The sequence below is a fragment of the Nonomuraea sp. NPDC005983 genome, assembly GCF_040614375.1.
In the GTDB taxonomy this organism is placed as follows: domain Bacteria; phylum Actinomycetota; class Actinomycetes; order Streptosporangiales; family Streptosporangiaceae; genus Nonomuraea.
The window spans coordinates 1-23,744 of the sequence record NZ_JBEXUP010000056.1; the positions used below are offsets into that span (position 1 = coordinate 1).

Here is a 23,744-nt window from a genome sequence, read left to right on the forward strand (position 1 = left end):
CGACCGCGCCGCCGCGCCGGGACGCCGAGTCGGCCGCGGCCTCCAGCGCGGCTGCCACCTCCTCGTCGGGATCCACGATCGAGGCCGCCAGGTGGCGGGCGCGCCGCTCGACGTCGTGGCGGTGCACCCGCGCGAGCTCGGCGTGTGCCGCGCGACGCTGGTTGGGGGTCGCCAGCTGAACGACGGTGGTGCGGATCAGCGGGTGCCTGAAGACGAGGTCGCCGGTGGTGGGGTCGGTGTCCAGGAGGCCCGCCGCGACCGCTTCGTCGGCCTCGCGCATGCGGTAGCGGGCGCCGGGAGCGCGGTTGTCGCCCGGTCCCGCGCCGACGCCGTCGAGGGCGCCGCGCAGCAGTTCCTCGCGTACGGGACCGGGCAGTCGTTCGATGCGGATGCCGTAGACGTGCTGGAGACGGCGCGACAGCGGGATGTTGCCGAGTCCGAGGAGTTCTTCTGCCGTGCGGCCGGTGTGGCCGCCGTTCAGGTAGGTGGGCAGCTCCAAAAGAGCCAGGGGGTTGCCCATGGCGTGCTCCAGGACGATGTGCCGGGTCTGCGTGTCGAGCTGGGGATGGCGCATGTCCAGCAGTTGCCCAGCGGCCTCCTCCGACAGGGCCGCCACGGGGAGCTCGGGAAGAGCGGCCGTGTCGAACCGGGAGCCGACGTCGGACCGTACGGCGATGAGCATCTTCACAGAACTGCCGGTGAGCCGGCGCCCCACGAACCCGCACACCTCGGAGCTGGAGGCGTCCATCCACTGACCGTCGTCGAGCAACAGCACCAGCGGTTTCTCCGACGCGACCAAGGACAGCAGGTCGAGGGCGGCGATGCCGACGGACATGACCGACGGCGCCTTGCCCTCGCGCAGCCCGAAGACGACGTCGAAGACGGCACGGTGGCCTTCGTCGAGCCCGGCCGCGTGGGGCAGCAGCGAGTACAGCACCTGGTGCAGGCCGGCGAAGGGCAGCTCCGCCTCCGCCTCGACCCCGGCGGCGCGGATCACCCGGTGGTTCTCCGTGGCCGCGAGGCCGGCCACGTGGTCGAGCAGGGCGCTCTTGCCGACCCCGGTCTCGCCTCTGAGGATGAGGGCGCGCCCCCCGGTGGCCGTCATGAACGCGGACAGCTCCCCATGGACGCCATCCCGGCCCACCACTGTCGAGACGAGCGACTCCATGCTTCCCTCCCTCCCCTCCCTGCGCGCCAGCTTCGTCTCCGCCTCGACGCGCTGCCGCTTCTCGACCTTGAGCGCCTGCTGGGCCGACCGTGCGGCTTGGACCGCCGCCGCCTGCTCTTGCCCCTGGTATTTCTTCCAGGCGCTGTAAGGGCCGCCGAAGGTGTCGAGGATGCCGCCGTAGAGCTCGGTGGTGTTCTCCACGTGCTCCAGCAGCTCGAGGTCGTGGCTGACCACGACGAGGGTCCCCGGCCACTGGTCGACGAAGTCGGCGAGCTTGGCGCGGGTAGGCCGGTCGAGGTTGTTCGTGGGCTCGTCGAGCAGGGTGATCGGAGTGCGGCGGAGGCGCAGCCCGGTGATGGCGATGAGCATCGCCTCTCCGCCGGAGACCTCGGCCACGCGGCGGTCGAGGTCTCCGGCGGTGAATCCGATCTGATGGAGGGCTTCGTCGGCGCGGGACTCGATGTCCCAGTCATCGCCGATCGTGTCGAAGTGGCGCTCGTCGACGTCGCCGGACTCGATGGCCCTCATCGCGGCGATGATCCCATCGATCCCGAGGAGCTCGGCGAGCGTCGCCTCCTGCCGGAGCGTGAGCGTCTGAGGCAGGTAGCCGACCTCGCCGATGGTGTCGATCTGGCCGACGGTCGGCCGCAGGATGCCTGCGATCAGCCGCAGCAGCGTCGACTTCCCGGCACCGTTGCGCCCGATCAAGCCGGTGCGTCCGGTGCTGAAGGTGCCGTTGACGCCGGACACTGCAACCGTGCCGTCTGGCCATTCGAAGGTCAGATCGCGGAAAGTGATGGCGGACTTCGTGGACATGGGTGATGTTTCTCTTCCTTCTCCCCGTCAGCTGCGGAGGGGTGTGACGGGGATCAGTTCGGTGTTGACGGGAGCGGCGCTCGTGGGGTCCGCCGCGAGGTACTTGGCGTGGAGCTGACCGCAAGCGGCATCAATGCCGGTGCCGAACTGCCGTCGCCTTGTCGCGTGCACGCCGCGCACGGTCAGCCCGCGCACGAACTCGTCTACTCGGATGGAGGACGGGGCTCGGTAGTCCGGTGGCGCTTGTGCCGCCTCGTTGTAGCGGATGACGCTGACGTGGAACAGCTCGGGCCGAGACCGCGCACGGACCAGTTCGGCGACGGCAGCGAGATGGTCGTCGCTGTCGTTGACGCCGGCGATGAGCAGATAGGCGAGGTAGACCTTTCGGCGGCTCGTGGCGACGTGCCGGTCGAGGATGCCGAGGCTCTGCGCGAGCGGGAAGCGCTCCTCGAGCGGGATGATGCGGGCACGCTCCTGCGCGAACGGTGAGTGCACGGACAGGGTGACCGTCACCTGTGGGTGCTCGTCGACCAGGCGGATGAGGTTCGGCGCGAACCCCACGGTGGACACGGTCACCCGTCGTGCGGACATCCCCGCATAGCCCGCGTCGGTCAGCAGGGTGAGCGCGTCGAACACGTGAGGGTTGGCGAGCGCCTCTCCCATCCCCATGAACGCGACACTCGCGGGTCGGGCCAGCCCTTCGCGGGTCCAGTGCGGGTGCATCACCTGGGCGACGATCTCGTCGGCAGTGAGGTTGCGGACCAGGCCCACCGCGCCGGTGGCACAGAAGGTGCAGCCCAGGCCGCACCCGGCCTGCGACGAGATGCACATGGAGTCCCATCCGGCTCGATAGTGAGACACGACGGTCTCGATGCGGGCGCCGCGTTCGGAAGCGAACAGCACCTTCTCAACCTGTTCGTCTCGTTGGACTTCCAGCGGGGTCAGGGGGTGCAGCCGTGAACCGAATCGTTCCGCGAGATCGGCACGCAGGCCGGTCGGCAGCGCGTGAACGTCGGCGAAGGTCTCGGCCGTCGAGCTCTGCCACGCGGCGATGAGCTGACCAAAGCGGAACGCAGGCGCACCGGTCTGTGCGAGATGGTCGCGAATGCGCATCCAGCGGCTCCTTGTGGTCAGGACAGTGCTCACGTGTCACCGCCCGTCGGAGGCAAGACCTCACGGCCCCGGTAGACGCCGCAGTGCTGGCATGCGCGGTGCGGCGGGGTGGGCTTGCCGCAGGCGGGGTTCGCGCAGGTGGTGAGCGCCGGGGCGCTCGTCTTCCAGTGAGCGCGACGGTGACGGGCGCGGGAACGCGACGTGCGGTGCTGCATGGCCATGGCCTTTCGTGAGTGGTTTCGAACGCCAACGGAACTGGCGGGACAACCGACCACGGGCCGTGAGTCACTGCGGCGAGAGATTCGATCAGGGCTGCCAGGGCGCCATCTGCCTGCGGCGCTGGGCCGCTGCCCGAGTGCTGGGCGATGGATGGATGCACGGGGAGGATCGAAGTCGCGCGCGTCCGCAGGCACAAACCAGGAACCGAGGTCGGTGCGATGCGAACGTGCCGGCAAGTTTCACGCAGAGGTGTCAACGCCTCGGACGGGCGGACTCACACTGCTGCGCTGGGAGAACGGTCATTCACCGGCGTGGGCCTCGCCCACACGGATGAAAGCCACCGGCAGTTCGGTGGCTAGATTCTGTCGACCTCAATCTCCATGGCACCCATCGTAACAAGGACCTCCTACGAGTTCGAACCCGAATAGTCGGGCGACTCCGGCGCGGGTGAGTACCATGCCGATGAACAGCAGGGGGAAGATCGCTCCGGCCGAGGTGGCGGCCGACAGCAGCAGCACTCCCACCATGCCGATGAGCAGGCTGGTGACGACGACCTTGTGCACGCCGAGCCGGCGTATCAGTTTCCTGCGGAGAGTGCTGCGGCTAGCTAGCCGTCGCACCGTTCCATGGTCGGCACTCCGCTGTAGTCGACCCCGTCGAGCTTCTTCAGGTTCGAGGAGTCCACCCACCGGTAGCCCACGCTGGGCTCATCGCCGGATGCGCCGGTGAGCATGACGGCCACCTTGCCCCACCACTGAATGACGTCGTCGGCTTTGGTCCGGTGCCAGGAGAGCAGGAACGCGGGCCGGGTGCCGACGTACAGCACCATGGGCGGCATGGTGAGCGCGCGGGAGTTCGGGCATCTCGCTCAACCAACTTGTCATTTTCTTGACGAAGTCGGCGCAGCACCGGAGGCGGCGACCTACGCCTACACGCTGCGGTCGTAGGCGTCGCGCGCGGCGGCGATCGCGGAGCGGTGCCGCTCCGCCCACGAGGTGAGCGATGCCAGGGATTCGTACAGTTCCAGCGCGATGTCGGTGGCGGTGTACTCGACCTTGGGCGGCACCGTCGGATAGACGGTCCTGACGAGCAGGCCGTCACGCTCCAGATTGCGCAGGGTGAGCGTCAGCATGCGCCGGCTGATGCCCTTGATCGTCCGCTCCAGCTCCGTGAATCGCACCGGGCCGTGCGCGGTCGCGAGCAGGATCCCGATGGCCCACTTGCCGCTGACCCGGTCGAGGACCTCCAGCATCGTGCAGGCCGCCGAGTCGTGCGAGTCGTGGACCTGCGCGGATACATCGGTGTTCCTCTGGACCATGAATGTGCCTTCTTCCGCTAGGCCTCCATGGTCACAAATGATGGCCCCAGTAACAAGTCATCTACCTAGGAATGAAGGTGACCCTTGAGCGAGACGGCCAATCGAGCCGACCACATGCGCTGGCCGGCGCTGTACGTGCTCTGCGCGGGAACACTGATGATCGTCCTCGACGGGAGCATCGTCACCGTAGCGCTGCCCACCATCGGCTCAGCCCTGCGCTTCTCCCAGACCAGTCTTTCCTGGCTCGTCAACGCCTACATGATCGCATTCGGTGGCCTGCTCCTGCTGTCCGGGCGGCTCGGCGACCTCGTCGGCCGCAAACGCATGTTCCTGACCGGCGTCACGGCATTCACCGCGGCCTCACTACTCTGCGGCCTGTCAGGAAGCCAGGAAATGCTGATCGCCGGACGGTTCCTCCAGGGCGTCGGCGGTGCCATGGCCAGCGCCGTCACCTTGGGCATGATCGTGACGATGTTCACCGAGCCGCGCGAACAGGCCAAGGCGATCGGTATCTTCAGCTTCGTGGCCGCGGCCGGGGGCTCGATCGGCGTCATCGCCGGAGGAGTCCTCACCCAGGCCGTCGGCTGGTATTCGATCTTCTACATCAACGTCCCCATCGGGATCGTCATCGTGGCCCTGGCCGCGCGCCTGTTCCAACCTGACCACGGGCTCGGGTTCGGCGGGGGAGCCGACCTGCTCGGCGCGTTCCTGGTCACGTCAGGGCTGATGCTGCTCGTCTACACCATCAACAAGGCTGAGGAACACGGCTGGGGCTCGGCCCACACACCCGGCTTCGGCGCTGTGTCGATCGTCCTGCTCGCGGGGTTCGTCCTGCGGCAGGCGAAGGCGAGCAGCCCGCTGCTACCGCTGCGTCTCTTCCGGTCGCGCCACCTCTGGGGGGCCAACGTCGTCCAGATCCTCTTCGTGGCCGCCCTGTTCGGGTTTCAGTTCCTTCTGGCCTTGTACCTCCAATCGGTCAACCGATACAGCGCCCTCGAAACCGGCCTGGCGTACCTGCCTGGTCCCATCGTGATCGCGGTGATCTCACTCGGCTTGTCCGCGCGGCTCATGACCCGCTTCGGCGGCCGCACAGTGCTGCTGGCCGGCCTGGTATCCACTGTGGCCGCTCTCCTGCTGCTCGCCCGCCTTCCCCTGCACGCCATCTACACCGTGGACGTCCTCCCGGCCGTGGTCCTGCTCGGGGTCGGCGCGGGCCTGGCGCTTCCGGCGGTCATCGGACTGGCCATGTCGGGTGCCACACCCAGCGATTCGGGTCTGGCCTCTGGACTGCTCAACACCACCCAGCAGATCGGGGGTGCCCTCGGCGTCGCGGCGCTGGCCACCCTCGCCAGCTCACACGCGCAGAGCCTGCTTCCCGGCGCCGAGAGCACCGCTGCAGCTCTTACCTACGGCTACCGCCTGGCCTTCGGTGTCGCGGCCGGGCTCCTCGTCGCTGCTTTCCTCCTTGCGGCCGCCGTACTGTCGTCGCCCAAGGCACTCCCACCGCGACCGTCCGAGAGCGGGACATCATCGGATGCCGCAGGGGCCGGATGGCGGAACTGATACGGAGGCCAACAGTGCCGGTGCCGGTCCAACCGGCCCGAGCGGTCTTGAACGGGACCGCCATCGCTCAACCAGTCAAACGGCGGAATCGTGCGAGCCGTCGGCCGCGAGGCTTCTGCGGCTCGATCTGGCGACGCGACGCCGAGTGCAAGGAGGACGCATGTCTTGGGAGGAATCCCGGCTGGCCGCACGGACGGCGCTCGCCCGGGCCGTTGAGGAAGAGCTCAAGGAATGGTCGTCACGGACCGGGATCGCGGTGGAGGTGTGGGCGCTGCCGAAGGCAGACGTACCCGACCGGGTCGCGAAGGCCGTCCGAAATGTGCTCAGTGACGTTCTCGACCAGAAGAGGCGGGAGAGACGGGCGCGGCCCGTCCCTTTCGCGCATACCACGGGGAGCCGGGGCCTGCGGCTGACGTGATCCACCTGATCGGTTGGTGGCGGCGACGGCCGCCACAGGCGAGCCTGCTGATCTGCCGTCCGGCGGCGGCTGTGCCTGTTCCGGTGATCTATCACATCCACGGCGGTGGCATGGTCATGGGCGACAACCGGTCGCAGGTCCCGGAGATGCTTGACATGGCCCAGGAGGTGGGCGCGGCCGTGGTATCGGTGGAGTACCGGCTGGCGCCGGAGACCCCGCATCCCGGTCCGGTAGAGGACTGCTACGCAGAGACGGACACGGTCGGGGCGGAGCCGGATGCCGTGCTGTGGCTCGATTGGCCCGGCCCCGCCGCGCCCCGTCTGCCGACGACCGGGATGTTGCGGGCGGGCCAACCGCTCATGCTCGGGGCCGGCGCCGTGGAACTCCTCCTCGCCACGAGGCCTGTGACGAGTCCCGCGTTCCTTTCCCTCCAAGGGCGGGTCAACCTGGAGCGGGGTTCAAGGAGTGTCAGGGGTGGCTTGTCGCTGACGAGAGGAGACGGGGTGGATGCTGAGTTCGCGGAGTTCGTACGGCATCGAGGCGAACACCATCTGAAAACGGCGGTCCTGTTAACCGGGGACTGGCACTCGGCCGAGGACCTGGTCCAGACCAGCCTCGGCAAGCTGTACAAGGTCTGGCACCGCCTGGACACCAGCAGCGGGCCGGACGCCTACCTGCGCCGCATCCTGGTGAACACCCACCGATCCTGGTGGCGGGCCCGCTGGCGGCGCGAGATCCCGCGCGCCGACCTGCCCGACGGGGCGGGCGCCGCCGACATGGGCGAGGCAGGAGCGGTGGCCGAGGACGTACGTCAGGCACTGGCGAAGCTCCCGGCCAAGCAGCGTACGGCGCTGGTACTGAGATTCTTCGTGGACCTCCCGGAGGCGGAGGTCGCCGAACTGATGGGCTGCTCGGTCGGCACGGTCAAGACCCACACGCACCGGGGACTGCGCGCCATGCGGCAGTTGATCCCGCCTGACGTGCTGGTCAACCAAATCGAGCAGAAGGGGAGTGGCATCCAGTGACGAACCCACACGAGGAGCCTCTCATGAAGGAACAAGAACTCCGCGTACTGCTCACCAGGGCCACCGAGGACGTGCCGGCGAGCGTGCGGCTCATGCCGGCGGTGCGGGCGCCCCGACGGAGGCGGGCGCGCGTGCTGGTCCCGGCCATCGCCGGCCTGGGCTTGGCCGCGGTGGTCGGCACGGCCGTGCTGAGCCTGCCGGCGAGTCAGCCTTTCGCACAGGCCGCGATGATCGCCGCGGTCGACGCCACCTCCCAGTCCAGCTTCCGCTTCCACGAAACCATCGGGAACAGGAAGTGGGAGGGTGCCATCGATCCCGTACGCCAAGTGGGCGTCATCACCAACGCGGCGGAGGGGGACGAGACCCGCTTCGTCGGCGACAAGATGTACAGCCGTAACCCCGAGACCGGGACGTGGGCCGCCTATCCGCGCCCCGAGGTGGCGTTGGCCAACGCGTCGCCGGCTGTCGCCGTGATCAAGCTGGGCGCGCTCAACCCCGACCAGGCTCTGGGGCGACTGCGCTCGGCCACGGACGTCAAGGAGAGCGGCCCCGCCTCCGGCACGGGATGGACCGGAAAGCGGTTCACCTTCTCTCTCAAGGATTCGGGCCCGGCGGCTCGGGAGAGCAAGGACGCCGATCTGGAAGGCGTCGTGGACGTGGACGATCAGAGCCAGGTCCGCAAGCTGGAAATCATCTTCGAAGACGGACACCGTATCGTCACGGAATTCAGCGACTACGGCACCTCGGTCGAGGTCGAAGCCCCGCCGGCTGACCAGATCCGGCAGGAACCGTCCGTCAAGGTGGACAAGGGGTCTGCGGCCAAGTCCAAGGAGGGAGACTCCCCGGCCGACGTGAAGAGAGTGTCCCCGGACCAGCTCAAGAAGGAACCGTCCCCGGACGAGGTCACCAAGTAACCGGCCGAAGCGCCCTGATGACCGGCACCCTCCCGGAGCCCAGGCCCGTTCCCGCCAGGGAGCGGGTCTGGGCGGGCCCATGGCGGCCCCGAAAGGGGCGCCGTCGTCCACCACGACGGACAGGTCCTCATTCTGCGCCGCACCGCGGACGACTGCATGGGCGGCATCGAGGAGCTCCCCTCCGGCGGCGGCGACAATGGCGAGGGCCCGAGCGGCAGCTGAGGGCCTGGGAAGCCACCTGAAACCCTGAGTCTCCTGGTCTGAGGGCCGCTGTGTTGATGCTGTGATCAGATGCGGAACATGGACAGGGGAGCCGTGAAGAGGGTCTGCTCAGTCACGCCACCGAACATGGCGGAGATGACTCGCTCCACGTCACTCACCGTTGACACCCCGGGATGGCGTGCTCGGTGAACTGGCCGCAGGCACGGAAACCCAGACGACGGTAGACAGGTTCGCCGTCGGCGGATGCCTGCAGGACAGCGATGCGGTGGTTGCGGCTTCGGGCCGTGTGAAGCGCAGCGAGAGTGATGGCGCCGCCATAGCCGCGTCGGCGGTGCGTGGCCAGGGTGCTGATGTTGTAGATCCCGGCAACTCCCGCGTGGTGGAAGACCTCAGCCGAGCAAACCGGACGGCCATCCACGTAGCCGACCAGATACCGCGCGGGACAGTCGGCAGCGAGCGCCTGCGTAGCGGCCTGGGCGAAGAAGCGACGGACGGTGCCGGCAGGCGGGTCCCAGTTGGCAGCAAGGACCATGGCGTAGTCGGCGAGCTGCTCAGGCGTAGACACGGGACGAATGTCCAGCCCTGGAGCATGCGGCTGCGGCAGGGTGTCGGTCAGCTCAGCCCACATGGCCGTCTCGTGTTCGGCGGCGGGTAGGCCAGCTGTCGACAGGCGGGCGCTGAGGTCCGCCGGTGCGGAGGCGGGGCCCACCCACCAGGAGAAGGAACGACCGGTAGCGGCCAGCGTCCGGATGGTCTCGGTGATCCGTGCCGGGGCGCTGTCGCGGGTGAAGCGGGCCGCGGCGACGATGTTGAAGGTGTCGTCGTCGAGGCCGCTGTCGGCGATCAGGAGGTCGTCGGCCTCCACAACGGTCGCGCCCATCATGCGCCGGTGCAGATGGCAGGCATGTTCGGCAAGGCTCTGCTCCATCCTGGCCAGCAGATCGCTCTCGTCATAGATGGGTTGTGTTATGCGCTTCATGATGGTTGATCCAATCGTGTCTATGATGCGGGGTCGCGTCCGAGATGCGGTGTAAAAGAGAACGAGCGTAGGTTGCCGTGTTGAACCGACCAAAGTTCGCACGACACAAGGACCTACGCTCGTGGCACGCACACTGCCGCCCGTTCAGGCCATCCGCTCACCAGCTGCAACGACAACGACGCCGGCGACACCTCTGATGCCGGTTCACCCAACTGCCCCGGGTGCCGGCGTTGATCCCGAACTCCCGGGCCACCGACGCGATCGCCCGCTCGCCCACCAGCACCATCCGGACGGCTTCTTCCTTGAACTCCAGCGAGAACTGCCTGCGACGCCTCGTCACGTATCTACCTCTTCCAGACTTATGTCAGCTTATGTAGCTGACTGTCGGGAATCTGCTGGGCGCCTCACGTCGCTGTCAGGAGGTTCCGACGATCGAGACGGCGACAGGCCCGGTGTGCAAATTTCTTCAAGACCGGGCAGGTGCGGACAGCCGATGCTGGCTGCGTGATCCCTTTCGCTCCTTCGCCGGTGGCGGGTGCGCGCCGTGGCCGGATGCTCGCCATACTGCTCACCGGTCAGGTCATGGCGTCCATGGACGGCTCGATCGTGTCAGTGGCTGCGGAAACCATTCGCGATGATCTTCACGCCGGTGGCGCGGCGATCCAGCTGATCGTGTCGGGCTACCTGCTGACCGTCGGCGTGCTCCTCGTCACCTGCGCGCGGATCGGTGACGTCGTCGGGCAGCGGCGCGCGTTCCTGCTCGGGCTGGGCTGGTTCACCGGCGCATCGCTGCTGTGCGGGCTGGCTCCTGACGTGAACGTGCTGGTGCTCGCACGCATCGCGCAGGCCATGGGGGCGGCACTGCTCACTCCGCAGATCTTCTCGCTTATCCAGACGCACTGGGAGGGTACGGCACGCCGCAGAGCGATCGGCCTCTACAGCATGGTGCTCGCCCTGGGAGTCGCGCTGGGGCAGGTCATCGGAGGGCTGGTCGTCAGCGCCGACCTCTTCGGCCTGTCTTGGCGGCCCGTCTTCCTGATCAACATCCCGATCGGCGTGATCGCGCTGGCCGTGGGCCCGCGCCTGCTGCCGGTCTCCCGCGTGGATGGGCAGGCACGCCTCGATCCGGGTGGAGTGGCGGTCCTGACCGCCGCCATGGCCGCGATCACGGTCCCGCTGATCTTCGGCCGCGAGCTCGGCTGGCCCGGTTGGGTCTGGATCTCGTTGGCGTGCGGTGCCGCGCTGACGGCGGGATTTGTCCGGTATGAGACCAGGGCGCGGTATCCGCTGCTGGACCTGGCATCGGTACGGCCGCGCGGGGTGAAGCCGGGGCTGGTGGCTTGCTGGACCGTCATGGGGTGCTACACCGTCTTCCTGCTCACCCTCACCCTGCACCTCCAGACCGCGCTAGGCTTTTCGCCGCTTCACGCGGGGCTGGCGTTCGTCCCGTACGCCCTGGGGTTCGGCGCGCTCAGCTTGAGCTGGACCCGATTCCCGCAGCGGTTGCAGCGCGCCCTGCCGATCGCGGGCCCGATCGCCTTCGCGGGCGGGGCGAGCCTGCTGGTGCTCTTCTGCCGCGATCAGTGGCAGCCGGTCGTGGCGATACCGCTGCTGCTCCTGGCGGGGGCCGGGCACGCTGCCGGGTACAGCCCGCTGATCGCGCAGATCACAGCGCTGGTCGAACCACGGCTGGCGTCAGCGATCTCGGCGTTGAACTCCACCGGGCCCATGCTCGCCGGGGTGACCGCCATCGCCGGGCTCGGGAGCGTTTACTTCGCTGCCCCCTCCTCGGCCGACGGGCTCGTGCGGGTCGTCGTCGTGGTCGCTGTCCTGCTCGTGGGTGGGGCCGCGTGTGCCGTCGGGGTGGCTCGCCGTACCTTCTCGGGATCAGCGTGATCAGTGGTACGGCGTGCGGTAGGCGCCGGAGCCGTGTCGGGATCGACCTCCACCATCACCGGCATGACGTAGCGACCCACCAGTGCGAACTGCGCCGCCGGTTCTGCCGACCGGGAACCTGGACGATCGCCCACAACGGGATCGAGTTCACCGGCGCATCCAGCGTCAAGGTGACTCGCTACCGCTATCGCGAAAGCACCATTCCGACCTCGTGGACCCCGAGCCCGGCAGCCACCGAACGCGAACAGCGCGGCCCCGTGCCCGCTCGGGTCGTACACGCCCGGCAACGGGCCGGTAAGTAACTCCAGCTGGATATCGGCCCGCCGCAGCTCCTCGGCGATGGTCAGCAGCTCGGCCGCGCCCCGCCCCAGGCGCTTCATCTCATGCACCGTGAAGATCACCCGCTGATGCGGGACGGCCTGCTTGATCGTACGGGCGAAGTCGATCGCCTTGGCGAACTCCGGCCGCACCTTGACCCGAGTGCTGATCTTCTCCGAGAAGATCGGGTCGCAACCCGCGGCCGTCAGGGCGTCGAGCTGGCTTTGCAGCTCCTGCTGGGCGGTGCTGCACCGGGCGATTGATGAGCGCCCGCGCGAGAACGACTGACGTTCCCTGGTCACGGCCGCCGCGTGAAAGCACTGCGAGGCTTCGGGCAACAAGAGGTTGTTCAGCACCTACAGCATCACCCGACCCCAGCGGAGTTGCCTGCATGGCTACACCACCCGACCTCACCGACCCGCCCGATCTCCGGGCCGACTGGGAGGAAATCTTCACCACACACTTCGCGGAAATCCACCGCTACATCGCCAGGCGGCTGTCCGAAGACGTCGCCGACGATCTGGCCGCCGAGGTCTTCCTGGCCGCGTACCCGAAAGGTTACGACGCCTCGCGCGGCGCGGTGCGACCCTGGTTGTACGGGATCGCCACGCATCTCATCTCGCGGCACAACCGCAGCGAGATGCGCAAATGGAAGGCTCTCAGCCGAACGGCGCAGCGGCCGGAGCACAGCCATGAGGACGCGACCCTGACACGGGTGGCGGCGAGCGATCTGACCGGCAGGCTGGCGGGAGCGCTGGCCGGGCTCAACCGCAGGGACCGTGACGTCGTCCTCCTCCACGCATTGGGCGGCCTCAGCCACGCCGAGGTCGCCGCCGCCCTGAACATCCCGGTCGGCACGGTCGCGTCCCGCCTCAACCGCGCCCGTAAACAACTCCGCAAGGCGCTCGGCGACGTCAATCCTCTGGAGGACAATCATGGATGAGTTCGACCTGCTGGCCAGGTCTCTTCCCGACGCGCCGCCGCCGTCACAGGAGGTGGTCGACAGGGCCCGCACCCGGCTGTCGGCAACCATGGGCAGGCCCGTGCGGCACGTCAGGCGCCGCCATGCCTTCTGGGGATGGACCGCTGTGGCGACCGTCGCCGTCATCACCGCCGTCATCGCCTTGGTGTCGAGCCTGGCGCCGGTGCCCGTACCGGTGATCGCGCCTCCCCGCGGCAACGACGCCCTGCTTCGGCTCGCGGACAATGTGGGCCGCCTCCCGGATCAGACCGGTGCGTACTGGCGCAGGCCGCTGCTCAATAGCGGGCTGATTCGGGTGAAGGCCGGGGACGAGACGTTCAACGTACTGTCCGTCTCCCGTGTCGATCTGTGGCAGCCCCGCGATCCGCACGATCCTGTCCAGGCACGGATGCGGCAGGAGTACGTGCGCCCCGCCACCCCCGCCGACGAACGCCTCTGGAGGGCGGCCGACTCCCCGTCGGTGGCCCAGCGAGTGTGCACTCCGGGCACGCCTGCCAAGGATTGTGGGAAGGTACGGGTTTCCAGCGAGCCCTCCAAATGCGTGTATACGCGTGCCGTCGAACCGGGCGGCGTGTTCGCCGACCGGCGGTTGGGTGCCCTCACGCTCGCCGATCTCGCGGCACTGCCCGCCGACGTCGATGGGCTGCGGGAGAAGCTGCGCAGCTACTGGCAGGCGAACCCGGATCGTCAGAGCTTCGAGGAGTTCCTGCCCCGTTCGTCGGCGCTGCTCGGGATGCCGGTCAGCCCCGCGGTACGGGCGGCCGCCCTCCGGCTCCTGGCCGGACTGCCGACGACCAAGGTAGGCGGAACGATCATCGACCCGCTCGGGCGTCCAGGCCTTGCGGTCGCCTTCATCAAGAGTGAGAGATTCTTCGCCGAGTTCGGCGCGGACGACGAGGTGGCCGAGCGGTACACCACCATCCTCGACCCCAGGACCGGCACCGTCTTGGCACCCGAGGCCGGGATCGCGGACGAGAGCACCGAAGGGCTCGCCAAGGGCACGTACCTGGACTACACGGCATGGGCCTCCGAGGCGGGCTGGACCAACGACAGGCCGGATCGGCCTCGTAGCTGCAGGCTCAGCGACCGGCCCATTCCATGATCATGGCCGGAGGCACCCCGCCTCCGGCCATCCACGCCAAGCCGCCTTGGCCCGGCGCACTTACGCGACCTTTCGTTCGGATGCTCGTAACCCTCGGCGTCCAGGTGCCCATCGACCACGCGGAGCGAGCTTCAACCCTCCGCACGGATCGCTGACCTGCTGACGCAGCTGCGGCGCAGGGAGCCTGCGCCACGGCGGCGGCTGTGATGGCCTCCTCGCGCTGCTGCTGAGCGGCCTTCAGCGCGCAACACGTCTACGCCCATGTGACCGGGACGATGTTCCACCGCGAATCCGGAGAGGCACTCCCTGACCGATACCTGTGATCAGGCCTCTCAGGGGATGCGCCGTACGGTGTCGGTGACCTCTCCGTCCTTCATCTCGGCGGAGAGCTTGAACGAGCGGGACTTTACCTCGGTAGAGAACCAGCGGACGCCGCCTGGACCGCCCGCCGGGCCGAGCGGAAGCTCTGCCGAGGTGCCGTCCGAGTAGCTGATGCGCACCTTCCGTACTCCGGTCCCCGCGAAGCCGATGAGGACGTTGTCGCTGGGCAGGTCGAGCTCCAGCACGTCACGCATGATCGTCAGCGGCACCCGGCCGTACTCCGGCTTCCAGTCGAAGGTCCCGCCGCCGCCATCCACGATCTCGGCCCCGCGGGAGAGCACGCGGAGCGCGGACGTGAAGGTTCCCTTCTGCAGTCCGGCGCTCATAGCCCAGGCCCGTTCGACGTTCCTGCCGTGCGTGACGACACGCAACGGACGGTTCTCATCGTCGACAGGCGGGAACAGAAGATCGGGAGGGTACTCGAGGATCTGGCCACGCGCCCGCTCGACGGCTTCAGGGCCGACCGGGCGCAGACCTCGTACGAACGCGTCCACCACGTGGTCGGCCAGCCCCAGTGCGGACACCTTGACGATCACACCGTTCTCCCGCCAGAGCCGGACTTTGGGCGTCATGAGGGCCCGGTCCTGGTGCACCCAGTCCATGCTGAGCGATCCGCTGGACAGCAGGTCGCCACCCGCCAGGCCGGTGGTGCCGCGGATCTCTCGAAGCTCTCCCCTGACCGTGGCGCCGGCGAGAATCTCCATGCCGGCATCGCCGGGCAACTGGCTGACGGAGACTCTGGCGCGCGCCTGTCGGTTGGTCCAGACCTGCTCCGTTCCGCCGAGTTCCGCCCGCCAGTTGCCGATCGGCAGCGAACCGGTCTTGACGAGGCCCAGTCCCTGCGGCAGATGCGCGGCGTCGATCCGGGGCTGCCGCAGATCGTCTGCCACTCCGTTGGCAGCCCTGGTCAGCTCGGCGTCCGACAACCCGTGGCCCAGCACCGCGAACGACTCGAAGTCCTGGCTCGTCTTTACCGGCCAGGTGATCCAGCGGTGCCGTCCCGATCCGCCCATGGTCGCCTCGTGCTTGTCCAGCTTGACCGGCTTTCCAACGTACGGCTGGTCCCAGTCCTCCGACTCTGTTACCAGGACGGCCAGCGTCCTGTCGCCGGGTGCGTCACCTTCCGCGTACGCCGTGATCGGATTCTGCTCGGCGTCCGATGTGACGATCTGCTCCAGATGGAGATCTCCTGGCTGCTCCGGCAGAAGCAGCGCCGCAGAGGCCGCCACGTCGCCACCGCATCCGGCGCCCAGGACGATGAGGGCAGCCGCCAGGAGCACGCGAATGGATCTCATGCAGGCTTTGACGCGATCTTCCATGTGCGGGTTCCCCGTGCCGCGGAGGGGCTCTTGCCTGACCTTGCGTAATCCAGGTCGAGGGCCGTCTGACAACGTCAAGCCACAGAACCTCACGAACGGCGTTCCGAAGCGACAGATCAGTCGTGATCGGTATCGGCGAATCACTAGCTAGACAGCCTGACGTCCACCAGCCGAGGGGGGGTATAACGACGGCGGTTGAGCCATCGGCATCATGGCCCGGGACGGGTTGGTGTGAACACGCCCTCATCTGGGGGCGGGTCGATGCTGATGCGCGCGTCGCGCACCTGGGCCGGAGCCGGTCCGGACTGCGGGCCGCCGTACGCCAGGCCACCCCGGCCTTGACCCGGCGCCGCGGTCGTCCCTGAGATGGGCCGATTTCCAGCCGTACCGGGGATGACGTGCGTGGGCGGGATGTCCGGCTCCGAGATGGGTCGGTGGTGACCGTTGTGGTTTCTGTTTGAATGTCTGGAAATCATGGCGGCTCGGGGATCTTGGTTCGGGCGGCCGTGGTGGAGCCGGGTCGGTGAGCGGAGGCGCGACGAATGACGGTGGAGGGGCACAGGGCCGTGGGGCGGATGATCTCGCCCGTTCTGGTGGGGCGTGAGGAGCAGTTACAGCGCCTCGTGGCCGCGGCGAGCCGGCCGCCCGGCGTGGTGGTGGTGGAGGGTGAGGCGGGTATCGGTAAGACCCGCCTGGTGGCGGAGATGGCCGCGCACGCCGACGTTGCGGGCCGGCTGCTGCTCAGCGGAGCGTGCCGGCGGATTCGGGAGCCGTTCCCGTTGGGGCCGATCGTGGAGGCGCTGCGCGGGACGAGCGAGCTGCTGGCGGTGGCCTCCGGGCTTTCGCCGGTCGCGGGCGCGCTGCGGGGGTTGCTGCCGGAGCTGGCGGGGGTGCTGCCACCGGCGTTGGAGCCACTGGATGATCGGGCGGCCGAACGACATCGGCTGTTTCGCGGTCTGGCCGAGGTGCTGGGGGTACTGGGTCCGGCGGTGCTGGTGGTGGAGGACCTGCACTGGGCGGATGAGCAGACGGTGGAGTTTCTGGCCTATTTGCTGGCGGTGCTGCCGGCCCGGGCGTCGGTGGTGCTGACCTATCGGGGGGAGGAGGCCGTGGCCGGGATCCGGGAAGTGACAGGGCGGCTGGCGGACTCCGTCTTTCACGATCACGTGGTGCTGGCGGGGCTGGACGCCGAACAGACCCACGCGCTGGCGGCGTCGATCTTGGAGGAGGAGGGCATCACCCCTGAGTTCGGGGCGCATCTGTATGAGCTGTCATCGGGGTTGCCGCTGGCGGTTCAGGAATTGCTGGCGTTGTTGCAAGCTCGGGGGGCGTTGATCCGGCTGCGGAGCGGGCGCTGGGCACGTAAGGCGCTGGCGGAGCTGGACGTGCCGCCGGGAGTGCGCGATTCGGTGCGGGAGCGGGTAGGCCGGCTGCCGGTGGCGGCACGGGGGGTGGCCGAGGCGGCGGCGGTGTTGCAGGCGCCGGCGGCGGTGGCGGCGCTGACCGAGGTGGCCGGGCTGTCTCGGGCCGAGACGGTCGCAGGGCTGGACGAGCTGCTGGTGTCCGGGCTACTGGCCGAGCGGGACGGGATGGTGGTTTTCCGCCACGTGCTGGCCGCGCAGGCGGTGTACGGAGGGATCCCGCTGGGGCGGCGGCAGGATCTGCATACGCGTGCGGCGGCCGCGGTGCGGTCGGTTGAGCCGGTGCCGCTGGGGCAGCGGGCGCATCATCTGCGCCAGGCCGACCTGTTGCAGGAGTGGGTGGGCGTTGCCGAGCAGGCTGCCGAGCAGGCGTCGATGCTCGGCGACGACGCCGAGGCGGTGCGCATTCTGGAGGATGTGCTGCGCAACGCGCCGCTGGAGCCCGAACGCCGGGGACACCTGGCGGCGCGGCTGGGCTGGGCGGCCTGCCAGGTGCTGCACCCCCCGGAGGTGGTCGACCTCCTCTCGGAGGCGCTGGAGTCGGAGCAGCCCGGCCCGTTGCGCGGGCAACTGCACTTCTTGATCGGCGTACTGCAGGAGAGGCTCGGTGACGATCCCAGCGTGCAGCGCCGCGCCTTCGCGGCGGCCGTCGACGACCTGGACGACCGGCCTGACCTAGCGGCGTGGGTGATGACCGGGCTGGGCCGGCCGATCGATCCCGCTGTGCCGTTGACCGAGCACGCCTACTGGTTGAACCGCGCGCTGGAGACCGTGCCCGCCATCGATGATCCGGTCGAGGAGGTCTTCGTGCTCGGCAAGGTCGCGACGTCGCTGAGCGGGATCGGCGATCCACGCTGGGCCGCCCTGACCGAGGATGTCCGCCAAAGGACCGGTGGCAGGCCCCGGCATCGCCAGGAGATCAACGCCTACCGGTCCATCGCGGAGAACGCTTGCTGCGCCGGGCATTTCCAGATCGCAGACCAGTTGCTCAGCGCCGCGACGCGGGGTGCGGCCGAGGATGACTCATCCGGCGAACCGCTGGCCAGATGCCGGCTGGTCGGGCTGCTCCTGGCCTATGGCCGGGGGCGGTGGGCCGGGCTGGATCAGGAGGTGGCGGTGCTGCTGGAAGAGTACGGCGAGCGCCCGTTCGACCGGATCACCGCCGAGACGGTCGCGGCCTGCCTGGCGCTGGCCCGCGGCGTTCTGGACACCGCCCGGCGCGACCTGTCCGACATCGTCCAGCGCACCATGGCGCTGGGTGGATATGAGCTGCTTCCGCTGTCAGTGACCGGGTTTTTACGGCTGTCCGCCGCGCATGGCCAGGCCGAGACGGCCCTCGCGGCCACCGGCGCGGCGGTCGCGGTGTGGGAAACCAAGGGGCTGTGGCCGCTGGCGGTACGGGCAGTGCCCGCGCTGGCAGAGGCGCTGGCCGCGATCGGCAGACAGGACCAGGCCGCCGACCTGGTCGCCCGGCTCTCGGTGACGCTGGACGGCCTGGACGCCCCGCTGGCTGCGGCCGCGCTCCCGCACGCGCGCGGCCACCTGACCGCCGGGAGCCGGGACGCCGCGGGGCATTTCCTGGCGGCGGCATCCGCCTACGACCGGCTGGGCGCCCCGTACGAGGCGGCCCAGGCCCACGAGCAGGCGGCCGGATGCCTCTTCGCCGCCGGAGACGAGCGAGCGGAGGAGCCGCTCGGCGCGGCGATCACGGCGTTCCAAGAACTGGGGGCCCGATGGGACCTGGATCGCGCCGCGCAGGTGGCCCGCAGGCACGGGGTGGCGACGAAGAGCCGATACCCCGGCGGTCCACACGGCTACGGCCCCACCCTCTCCCCCCGGGAGCGGGAAGTCGCCTCGATGGCCGCCGCCGGGCTGACCAACCGGGAGATCGGCCGGGAGCTGTTCCTGTCACCCAAGACGGTGGAGAAGCATCTCAGCGCTGCTCTGCGCAAGCTCGGGCTCCGCTCCCGCGCCACCCTGGGGACGCACCTGGGCCCGAATCGCGACGAACCGTAAAGGCGAGCGCGCCTCCGGAGCGGCAGGCGCACCCCCCACAGGCCCCCTCAACCGCCGCTCCCCGAATGGGGGATGTCCCCCATAGTCCCGTCGTACCGAGCAAGCAACGCTAACGGCATGCCCGAAACCGACTCCACGGGTGGCCATCACCCGGCAGACGACGCCGCTCAGGACGACGCCGACGGGAAAGACCCGGCGTCCCCCACACTCACGCCGGATGAGGCGGCCACCGAACCCCCCGACGACACCCCCGAGGGGTTCGAGCCGGTCTGACCTCCTCTCCCTTCTCCGCCCAGCTCCCTCCCTCGAAAGGGCAGTTCCGCATGTCTTCACACAGCTCGCACGACCGGCCGCCGGACGGCGCCGCCACCCCACCCACCCCCACCCGCCGGAAAGCGGCGCGCAGAGGGGCACTTCTGACAGCGTCGATCCTGCTGCTCGGCACAATGGTGGCGCCCGGCTCGCCAGCCGCACTGGCCGAGGGACAGGAGCCCGCGCAGATCACCCCCGCGGCGGGACCGCCATCCGGCCCGATCACGCTGACCGGGCTGGGGGCGGGCTCGCACACGGTCACCTTGGTCACCGGGGACGCCGTGCAGCTGAACGACACCGGCGGCGGCAAGTACGCTGTGGACGCCAAAGCCGTCGCCCGCCCCGATGGGACCCTGCCGCGGCTGTCCACGATGGCCACCCCGGACGGGGTGTACGTCACCCCTAGCGACGCGATGCCGGCCATCCAGGCCGGTCGCCTGGACAGGGAGCTGTTCAACGTCACCTACCTGGCCGAGAACGGCTACGCCGATGACCAGGCCAAGCAGCTGCCGGTCATCGTGCAGTACCCCAAGCAGGACAGCGCCGCGGCCATCGCCTCCGCCGCCAAGGCGATCCCGGCCAGCGAGCCCGGGCACGCGCTGGAGAGCATCAACGCCTCCGCGGTCACCGTCACCAAGGCCGAGGCGGGTACGTTCTGGAGTGCGGTGCGGGCCGTACCCGAGAAGACGGACACGAACGGGGTCGTGGGGCTGTCCAACGTGCCGGACACCCTGCGCGGTGGCATCGCCAAGGTGTGGCTGGACCGCAAGGTCAAGGCCGATCTGGACGTGAGCGTCCCGATGATCGGCGCGCCGCAGGCCTGGGCCGGCGGGCACGACGGCACCGGCGTGAAAGTCGCCATCCTGGACACCGGCATTGACGCCGATCACCCGGACCTGGCCGGCAAGGTCATCGCTGCCAAGTCCTTCATCACCGGCGAGGAGGTCAAGGACGGGCACGGCCACGGCACCCATGTGGCCTCCACCATCGCCGGGTCCGGGGCCGCTTCGGGCGGCAAGTACAAGGGCGTCGCACCGGGCGCCAGGCTGGTCATCGGCAAGGTGCTGGACAACTCGGGCTCCGGCACGGACTCACAATCCATCGAGGGCATGGAATGGGCCGCGGCCAGCGGCGCCAAGGTGGTCAGCATGAGCCTGGGCAGCGGCCCCACCGATGGTACCGACCCGATGAGCCAGGCGGTCAACGCGCTGAGCGCCTCCACCGGCGCCCTGTTCGTGATCGCCGCAGGCAACATCGGCGCCTCTGGCGCCGAGACGGTCGCCTCCCCGGGGACGGCCGATGCGGCGCTGACCGTGGCCGCGGTGGACAAGAGCGACCAGTGGGCCAGCTTCTCCAGCCAGGGGCCGCGCTTCGGAGACGGCGCGCTCAAGCCCGATATCGCCGCTCCAGGAGTGGCCATCACCGCCGCCCGCGCCGCGGGCACCACGATGGGCACTCCCGCCGACGATCACTACACCACCGCCGCAGGCACCTCGATGGCCACCCCGCACGTGGCAGGGGCCGTGGCGATCCTGGCCCAGGAGCACCCGGACTGGAGCGGCCCGCAGCTCAAGGCCGCGCTGATGTCGACGGCCAAGGACGACGAGCTGAGCGGTTACAAACAGGGCGCGGGCCGGGTCGACCTGGCCAGGGCGCACGCCCAGCAAGTCTTCGCCACCACCGCCAGCCTCGATTTCGCCACGCTGGACGCGGAGAGCCAGACCGTCAGCCGCAAGCTGACCTACACCAACCTCGGCGACCAGCCGGTCACCCTGACCCTCACCTCGGCCCTGCGCACGTCCGACGGCACCGCTGTGACCGGCGCGCTCAGCCTGGCCGACTCCACGCTCACCGTGCCGGCCTCCGGCACCGCGACCACCACCGTCACGCTCGACCCCAAGGGCCTGACCGACATCGACGACTACGCCGGCGCGGTGACCGCGACCGCCGACGGCGTCAAACTGCGCACTCCCGTCGGCGCGGTCCGCGCCGCGCCCATGGCCACGCTCACCGTCCACACGTTGGGCCGGGACGGAAAGCCCAGCAGCCCCTGGTCCCAGGACACAATCGACGTAGCCGGCGACAAGGGCGTCATCACCACGACCCGCGTAACCGAGGAAGGGACCACGGTCACCCGCGTCCCGCAGGGCACGATCAGCGTGGCGCAACTGCTGACCTGGATCGGCGACGACGACCGCTTCAACGTGGTGTTCCTGCTCAGCCCCGAGATCACCGTCACCGGCGACACTGAGATCACCCTGGACGCCCGGCAGGCCTCCGAGATCCGCTTCACCACCCCGAAACCAGCCGAACCACTGAACAACGACCCCAGAATGGTGTATCAGCGGACCACATCCAACGGCACCGCTTACATGAGTTCGGTTTCGAGTGACACGATCGTCGGTTCGTGGCTGCGGATGTGGGCCACCCCCACCAAGCCGGTCACCAAGGGCAAATTCCGCTTCCACAGCCGGTTCACACTCGGGCAGACCGAGGTCGCCATGGATGTGCGGAAGTCCAAGAAGCTCACCCTGCACCCGACCGCCCCGATGCACGCTCTCTACAACTGGGGGCACGCACAGGGCCTCTACTACGATTACCGGTCGTTCACCGGGACGCAGGACCTGGAGCTCGTGGACGTCGGCGAGGGCAGACCAGAAGACATCGCCGGTCGCGATCTACGCGGCAAGCTCGTCCTCATGGAGGCTCCGATGGCGCCATCGGTCTTCGGCGGCCAGGAGTGCGGGGTCCAGATCGACCGGCTCGGCTCTCTTCGCGATGCCGGTGCGGCCGGGGTGGTGCACTTCCCGAAGGTGGGCACCGACTGCGGGATTCCGCTCCCCATCGCGTGGAGCGGGACGTCCAAGCCCATCGGCATCCCCAACGTGTCCCTTCCCGCCCGGGAAGCGCTCCAACTGCGTGAGCAGATCGCCGATGGGCCGGTCACCATCCAGGTGATGGGCACCCCGGAATCGCCCCATACCTACACCTTCGCCCCCTACGAGGAAGGCCGGGTGCCGCGATCGCTGCACTACACCTTCACCAACCGCGACCTCGCCCAGATCGACATGGACGTCCATGCCGCCACACCCACGCAGTACCGCGATTGGCGATACGCCTGGAAGGTGGACGACGTCGCCCCGCTGGCATCGGCGCCCCTTGGCTGGGGCTTCCCTCTGTTTACCGCGGCACAACGGACTGACTGGGTGGGGCCGCTCGACCCGGACGTCATCAGCTCGCACGGCATGGACTCGATGTCCGACCCGAAGGCGTTGAACATGACCCAGCCCCAGTGGCTCCTAGAAGTGTTCGACAAGCCCCTCCGTACCAAGCAGTCGTGGCTGACCACTCCGTTCACGCCTGGCGCGAACACAGGCTCGGAGAAGGTCATCAGGCTCGCCGAGCCCTCCGCGAACTGGGGTGCGAACTTCCGATGCATGATCTGTGTGCGAGGGAACGTCCTCTGGGCGGAGATCGAGTCGGCCAACGGCGGGCCGGCCAACCGCCAATACAAGGGGATGTGGGACGGCCAGCAGAGCGACGCCGCCCTCTTCGACATCCGTCTTTACCAGGGCGGCCAGGAGATCCCACGTACCCTGGTCGCGGGAACCGACCTCCTCCCGCACTTCTCGTTGCCAGAGGGCTCCGGCAGCTACCGGCTGACCGCCAAGAACGCCCAGAACGATACCGAGTGGACCTTCACCACTCCTGTGGAGACCGAGCGCCTGCCCGGATCCTTCTGCTCCCTCGAGGCGTTGTACGGCACGGCCGAACGCTGCAAGCCCGCCCCGGTGGTGTTCGTCAGCTATGACCTGGGCGACAGCCTGGCCACCGACAACACCGTGCCCGCCGGCCGCTCCCACACCTTCGCCGTGACCCCCTACCACTCGCCCTCCGCCACCAAGATGCCCGACATCGCCGGCCTGAAGCTGTGGGCCAGCACCGACGACGGCGCCACCTACACCCCCGTCTCGCTCAAGAGCAACAAGGACGGAACCTACACCGCCAAGACCCAGTACCCCGCCTTCAACACCACCAAGGGCGCCGTCACCCTCAAGGTCGAGGCCTGGGACAAGGCGGGCAACACCATCAAGCAGACCACCACCCGCGCCTTCAACCTGCGCGACACGACCAAGAGCGCCCACGCCGTCCAATAGCCACACAAGCCACATAAAACAGCCGCCGGGTGGCGGGGAGCCCTCCTCACCACCCGGCGATTCCACACTTCGGGTGCCGAATACT

19 protein-coding genes and 2 pseudogenes are annotated in these 23,744 nt (G+C 68.9%); 11 read left to right on the plus strand and 10 right to left on the minus strand.

All coding sequences use genetic code 11. From position 1 onward, the window contains the following. From ABZ297_RS23915 to ABZ297_RS23940, 6 genes are all read right to left on the minus strand, one after another. Positions 1 to 1,984, minus strand: a 1,984-nt coding sequence (locus ABZ297_RS23915; RefSeq protein WP_355350059.1) for an ATP-binding cassette domain-containing protein, incomplete at its 3' end; no start/stop codon positions are given. 27 nt (positions 1,985 to 2,011) lie between these two features. Continuing rightward, on the minus strand, positions 2,012 to 3,097 hold the full coding sequence (locus tag ABZ297_RS23920; protein WP_355350062.1) for a radical SAM protein: 1,086 nt from the start codon (positions 3,095 to 3,097) through the stop codon (positions 2,012 to 2,014). Positions 3,098 to 3,126: 29 nt separating this feature from the next. Beyond that, a complete protein-coding gene (gene rpmF / locus ABZ297_RS23925) occupies positions 3,127 to 3,318 on the minus strand; it encodes a 50S ribosomal protein L32 (protein ID WP_355350065.1) in 192 nt (63 codons plus the stop codon). Positions 3,319 to 3,687: 369 nt separating this feature from the next. Next, the gene (locus ABZ297_RS23930) at positions 3,688 to 3,936 is read right to left on the minus strand and encodes a hypothetical protein (protein WP_355350068.1); all 249 of its coding nucleotides are present in this window, start codon (positions 3,934 to 3,936) and stop codon (positions 3,688 to 3,690) included. Then, positions 3,924 to 4,145, minus strand: coding sequence for a hypothetical protein (locus ABZ297_RS23935; RefSeq protein WP_355350071.1), 222 nt, complete (start codon positions 4,143 to 4,145; stop codon positions 3,924 to 3,926). The genes ABZ297_RS23930 and ABZ297_RS23935 overlap by 13 nt, the downstream gene beginning before the upstream one ends. Positions 4,146 to 4,244: 99 nt before the next feature. Further along, on the minus strand, positions 4,245 to 4,634 hold the full coding sequence (locus ABZ297_RS23940; protein ID WP_355350074.1) for a helix-turn-helix domain-containing protein: 390 nt from the start codon (positions 4,632 to 4,634) through the stop codon (positions 4,245 to 4,247). A gap of 84 nt (positions 4,635 to 4,718) precedes the next feature. Here ABZ297_RS23940 and ABZ297_RS23945 point away from each other — a divergent pair, with 84 nt between their 5' ends. The 5 genes and pseudogenes from ABZ297_RS23945 to ABZ297_RS23965 all read left to right on the plus strand — a co-directional run bounded on the left by ABZ297_RS23945 (position 4,719) and on the right by ABZ297_RS23965 (position 8,554). Next, positions 4,719 to 6,197 carry an MFS transporter gene (locus tag ABZ297_RS23945; RefSeq protein ID WP_355350077.1) on the plus strand — a complete coding sequence of 493 codons (1,479 nt, stop codon included), beginning with the start codon at positions 4,719 to 4,721 and terminating at the stop codon, positions 6,195 to 6,197. A 160-nt stretch (positions 6,198 to 6,357) separates the two neighbouring features. Beyond that, positions 6,358 to 6,615 carry a hypothetical protein gene (locus ABZ297_RS23950; protein ID WP_355350080.1) on the plus strand — a complete coding sequence of 86 codons (258 nt, stop codon included), beginning with the start codon at positions 6,358 to 6,360 and terminating at the stop codon, positions 6,613 to 6,615. A 116-nt stretch (positions 6,616 to 6,731) separates the two neighbouring features. Further along, positions 6,732 to 6,818, plus strand: a pseudogene (locus ABZ297_RS23955) (hypothetical protein); the annotation flags it as partial. Between the two features lie 300 nt (positions 6,819 to 7,118). Continuing rightward, positions 7,119 to 7,640, plus strand: coding sequence for a SigE family RNA polymerase sigma factor (locus ABZ297_RS23960; RefSeq protein ID WP_355350197.1), 522 nt, complete (start codon positions 7,119 to 7,121; stop codon positions 7,638 to 7,640). A 23-nt stretch (positions 7,641 to 7,663) separates the two neighbouring features. Further along, on the plus strand, positions 7,664 to 8,554 hold the full coding sequence (locus ABZ297_RS23965) for a hypothetical protein (protein WP_355350083.1): 891 nt from the start codon (positions 7,664 to 7,666) through the stop codon (positions 8,552 to 8,554). A 376-nt stretch (positions 8,555 to 8,930) separates the two neighbouring features. On the opposite strand, the gene ABZ297_RS23970 is transcribed toward ABZ297_RS23965, so the two are convergent. Together ABZ297_RS23970 and ABZ297_RS23975 are read right to left on the minus strand one after the other, a co-directional pair. Continuing rightward, on the minus strand, positions 8,931 to 9,755 hold the full coding sequence (locus ABZ297_RS23970; RefSeq protein ID WP_355350086.1) for a GNAT family N-acetyltransferase: 825 nt from the start codon (positions 9,753 to 9,755) through the stop codon (positions 8,931 to 8,933). Positions 9,756 to 9,912: 157 nt separating this feature from the next. Next, positions 9,913 to 10,095: a transposase gene (locus ABZ297_RS23975; RefSeq protein ID WP_355350089.1), complete on the minus strand. Its 183-nt coding sequence runs from the start codon at positions 10,093 to 10,095 to the stop codon at positions 9,913 to 9,915. Between the two features lie 164 nt (positions 10,096 to 10,259). Between ABZ297_RS23975 and ABZ297_RS23980 the strand changes: the two genes are divergently transcribed. Then, positions 10,260 to 11,651 carry an MFS transporter gene (locus tag ABZ297_RS23980; RefSeq protein ID WP_355350092.1) on the plus strand — a complete coding sequence of 464 codons (1,392 nt, stop codon included), beginning with the start codon at positions 10,260 to 10,262 and terminating at the stop codon, positions 11,649 to 11,651. 302 nt (positions 11,652 to 11,953) lie between these two features. Here the strand turns inward: ABZ297_RS23980 and ABZ297_RS23985 are convergent. Further along, a pseudogene (locus ABZ297_RS23985) lies at positions 11,954 to 12,325 on the minus strand (recombinase family protein); the annotation flags it as partial. Between the two features lie 35 nt (positions 12,326 to 12,360). On the opposite strand from ABZ297_RS23985, the gene ABZ297_RS23990 reads away from it, so the two are divergent. Together ABZ297_RS23990 and ABZ297_RS23995 are read left to right on the plus strand one after the other, a co-directional pair. Further along, positions 12,361 to 12,912 carry an RNA polymerase sigma factor gene (locus tag ABZ297_RS23990; protein ID WP_355350095.1) on the plus strand — a complete coding sequence of 184 codons (552 nt, stop codon included), beginning with the start codon at positions 12,361 to 12,363 and terminating at the stop codon, positions 12,910 to 12,912. After that, complete coding sequence (locus tag ABZ297_RS23995) at positions 12,905 to 14,053, plus strand: CU044_5270 family protein (RefSeq protein ID WP_355350098.1); 1,149 nt, start codon at positions 12,905 to 12,907, stop codon at positions 14,051 to 14,053. Before ABZ297_RS23990 ends, ABZ297_RS23995 begins: the two co-directional genes overlap by 8 nt. Positions 14,054 to 14,385: 332 nt before the next feature. Here ABZ297_RS23995 and ABZ297_RS24000 read toward each other — a convergent pair whose 3' ends face one another. Continuing rightward, complete coding sequence (locus tag ABZ297_RS24000) at positions 14,386 to 15,729, minus strand: hypothetical protein (protein WP_355350101.1); 1,344 nt, start codon at positions 15,727 to 15,729, stop codon at positions 14,386 to 14,388. Between the two features lie 566 nt (positions 15,730 to 16,295). On the opposite strand from ABZ297_RS24000, the gene ABZ297_RS24005 reads away from it, so the two are divergent. The 3 genes from ABZ297_RS24005 (at position 16,296) to ABZ297_RS24015 (ending at position 23,659) form a co-directional block, all read left to right on the plus strand. Continuing rightward, positions 16,296 to 19,190: an AAA family ATPase gene (locus ABZ297_RS24005; protein ID WP_355350104.1), complete on the plus strand. Its 2,895-nt coding sequence runs from the start codon at positions 16,296 to 16,298 to the stop codon at positions 19,188 to 19,190. Between the two features lie 117 nt (positions 19,191 to 19,307). Continuing rightward, the gene (locus tag ABZ297_RS24010) at positions 19,308 to 19,463 is read left to right on the plus strand and encodes a hypothetical protein (protein ID WP_355350107.1); all 156 of its coding nucleotides are present in this window, start codon (positions 19,308 to 19,310) and stop codon (positions 19,461 to 19,463) included. A 50-nt stretch (positions 19,464 to 19,513) separates the two neighbouring features. Then, a complete protein-coding gene (locus ABZ297_RS24015; RefSeq protein ID WP_355350110.1) occupies positions 19,514 to 23,659 on the plus strand; it encodes a S8 family serine peptidase in 4,146 nt (1,381 codons plus the stop codon). The last annotated feature ends 85 nt before the right edge of the window (positions 23,660 to 23,744 follow it).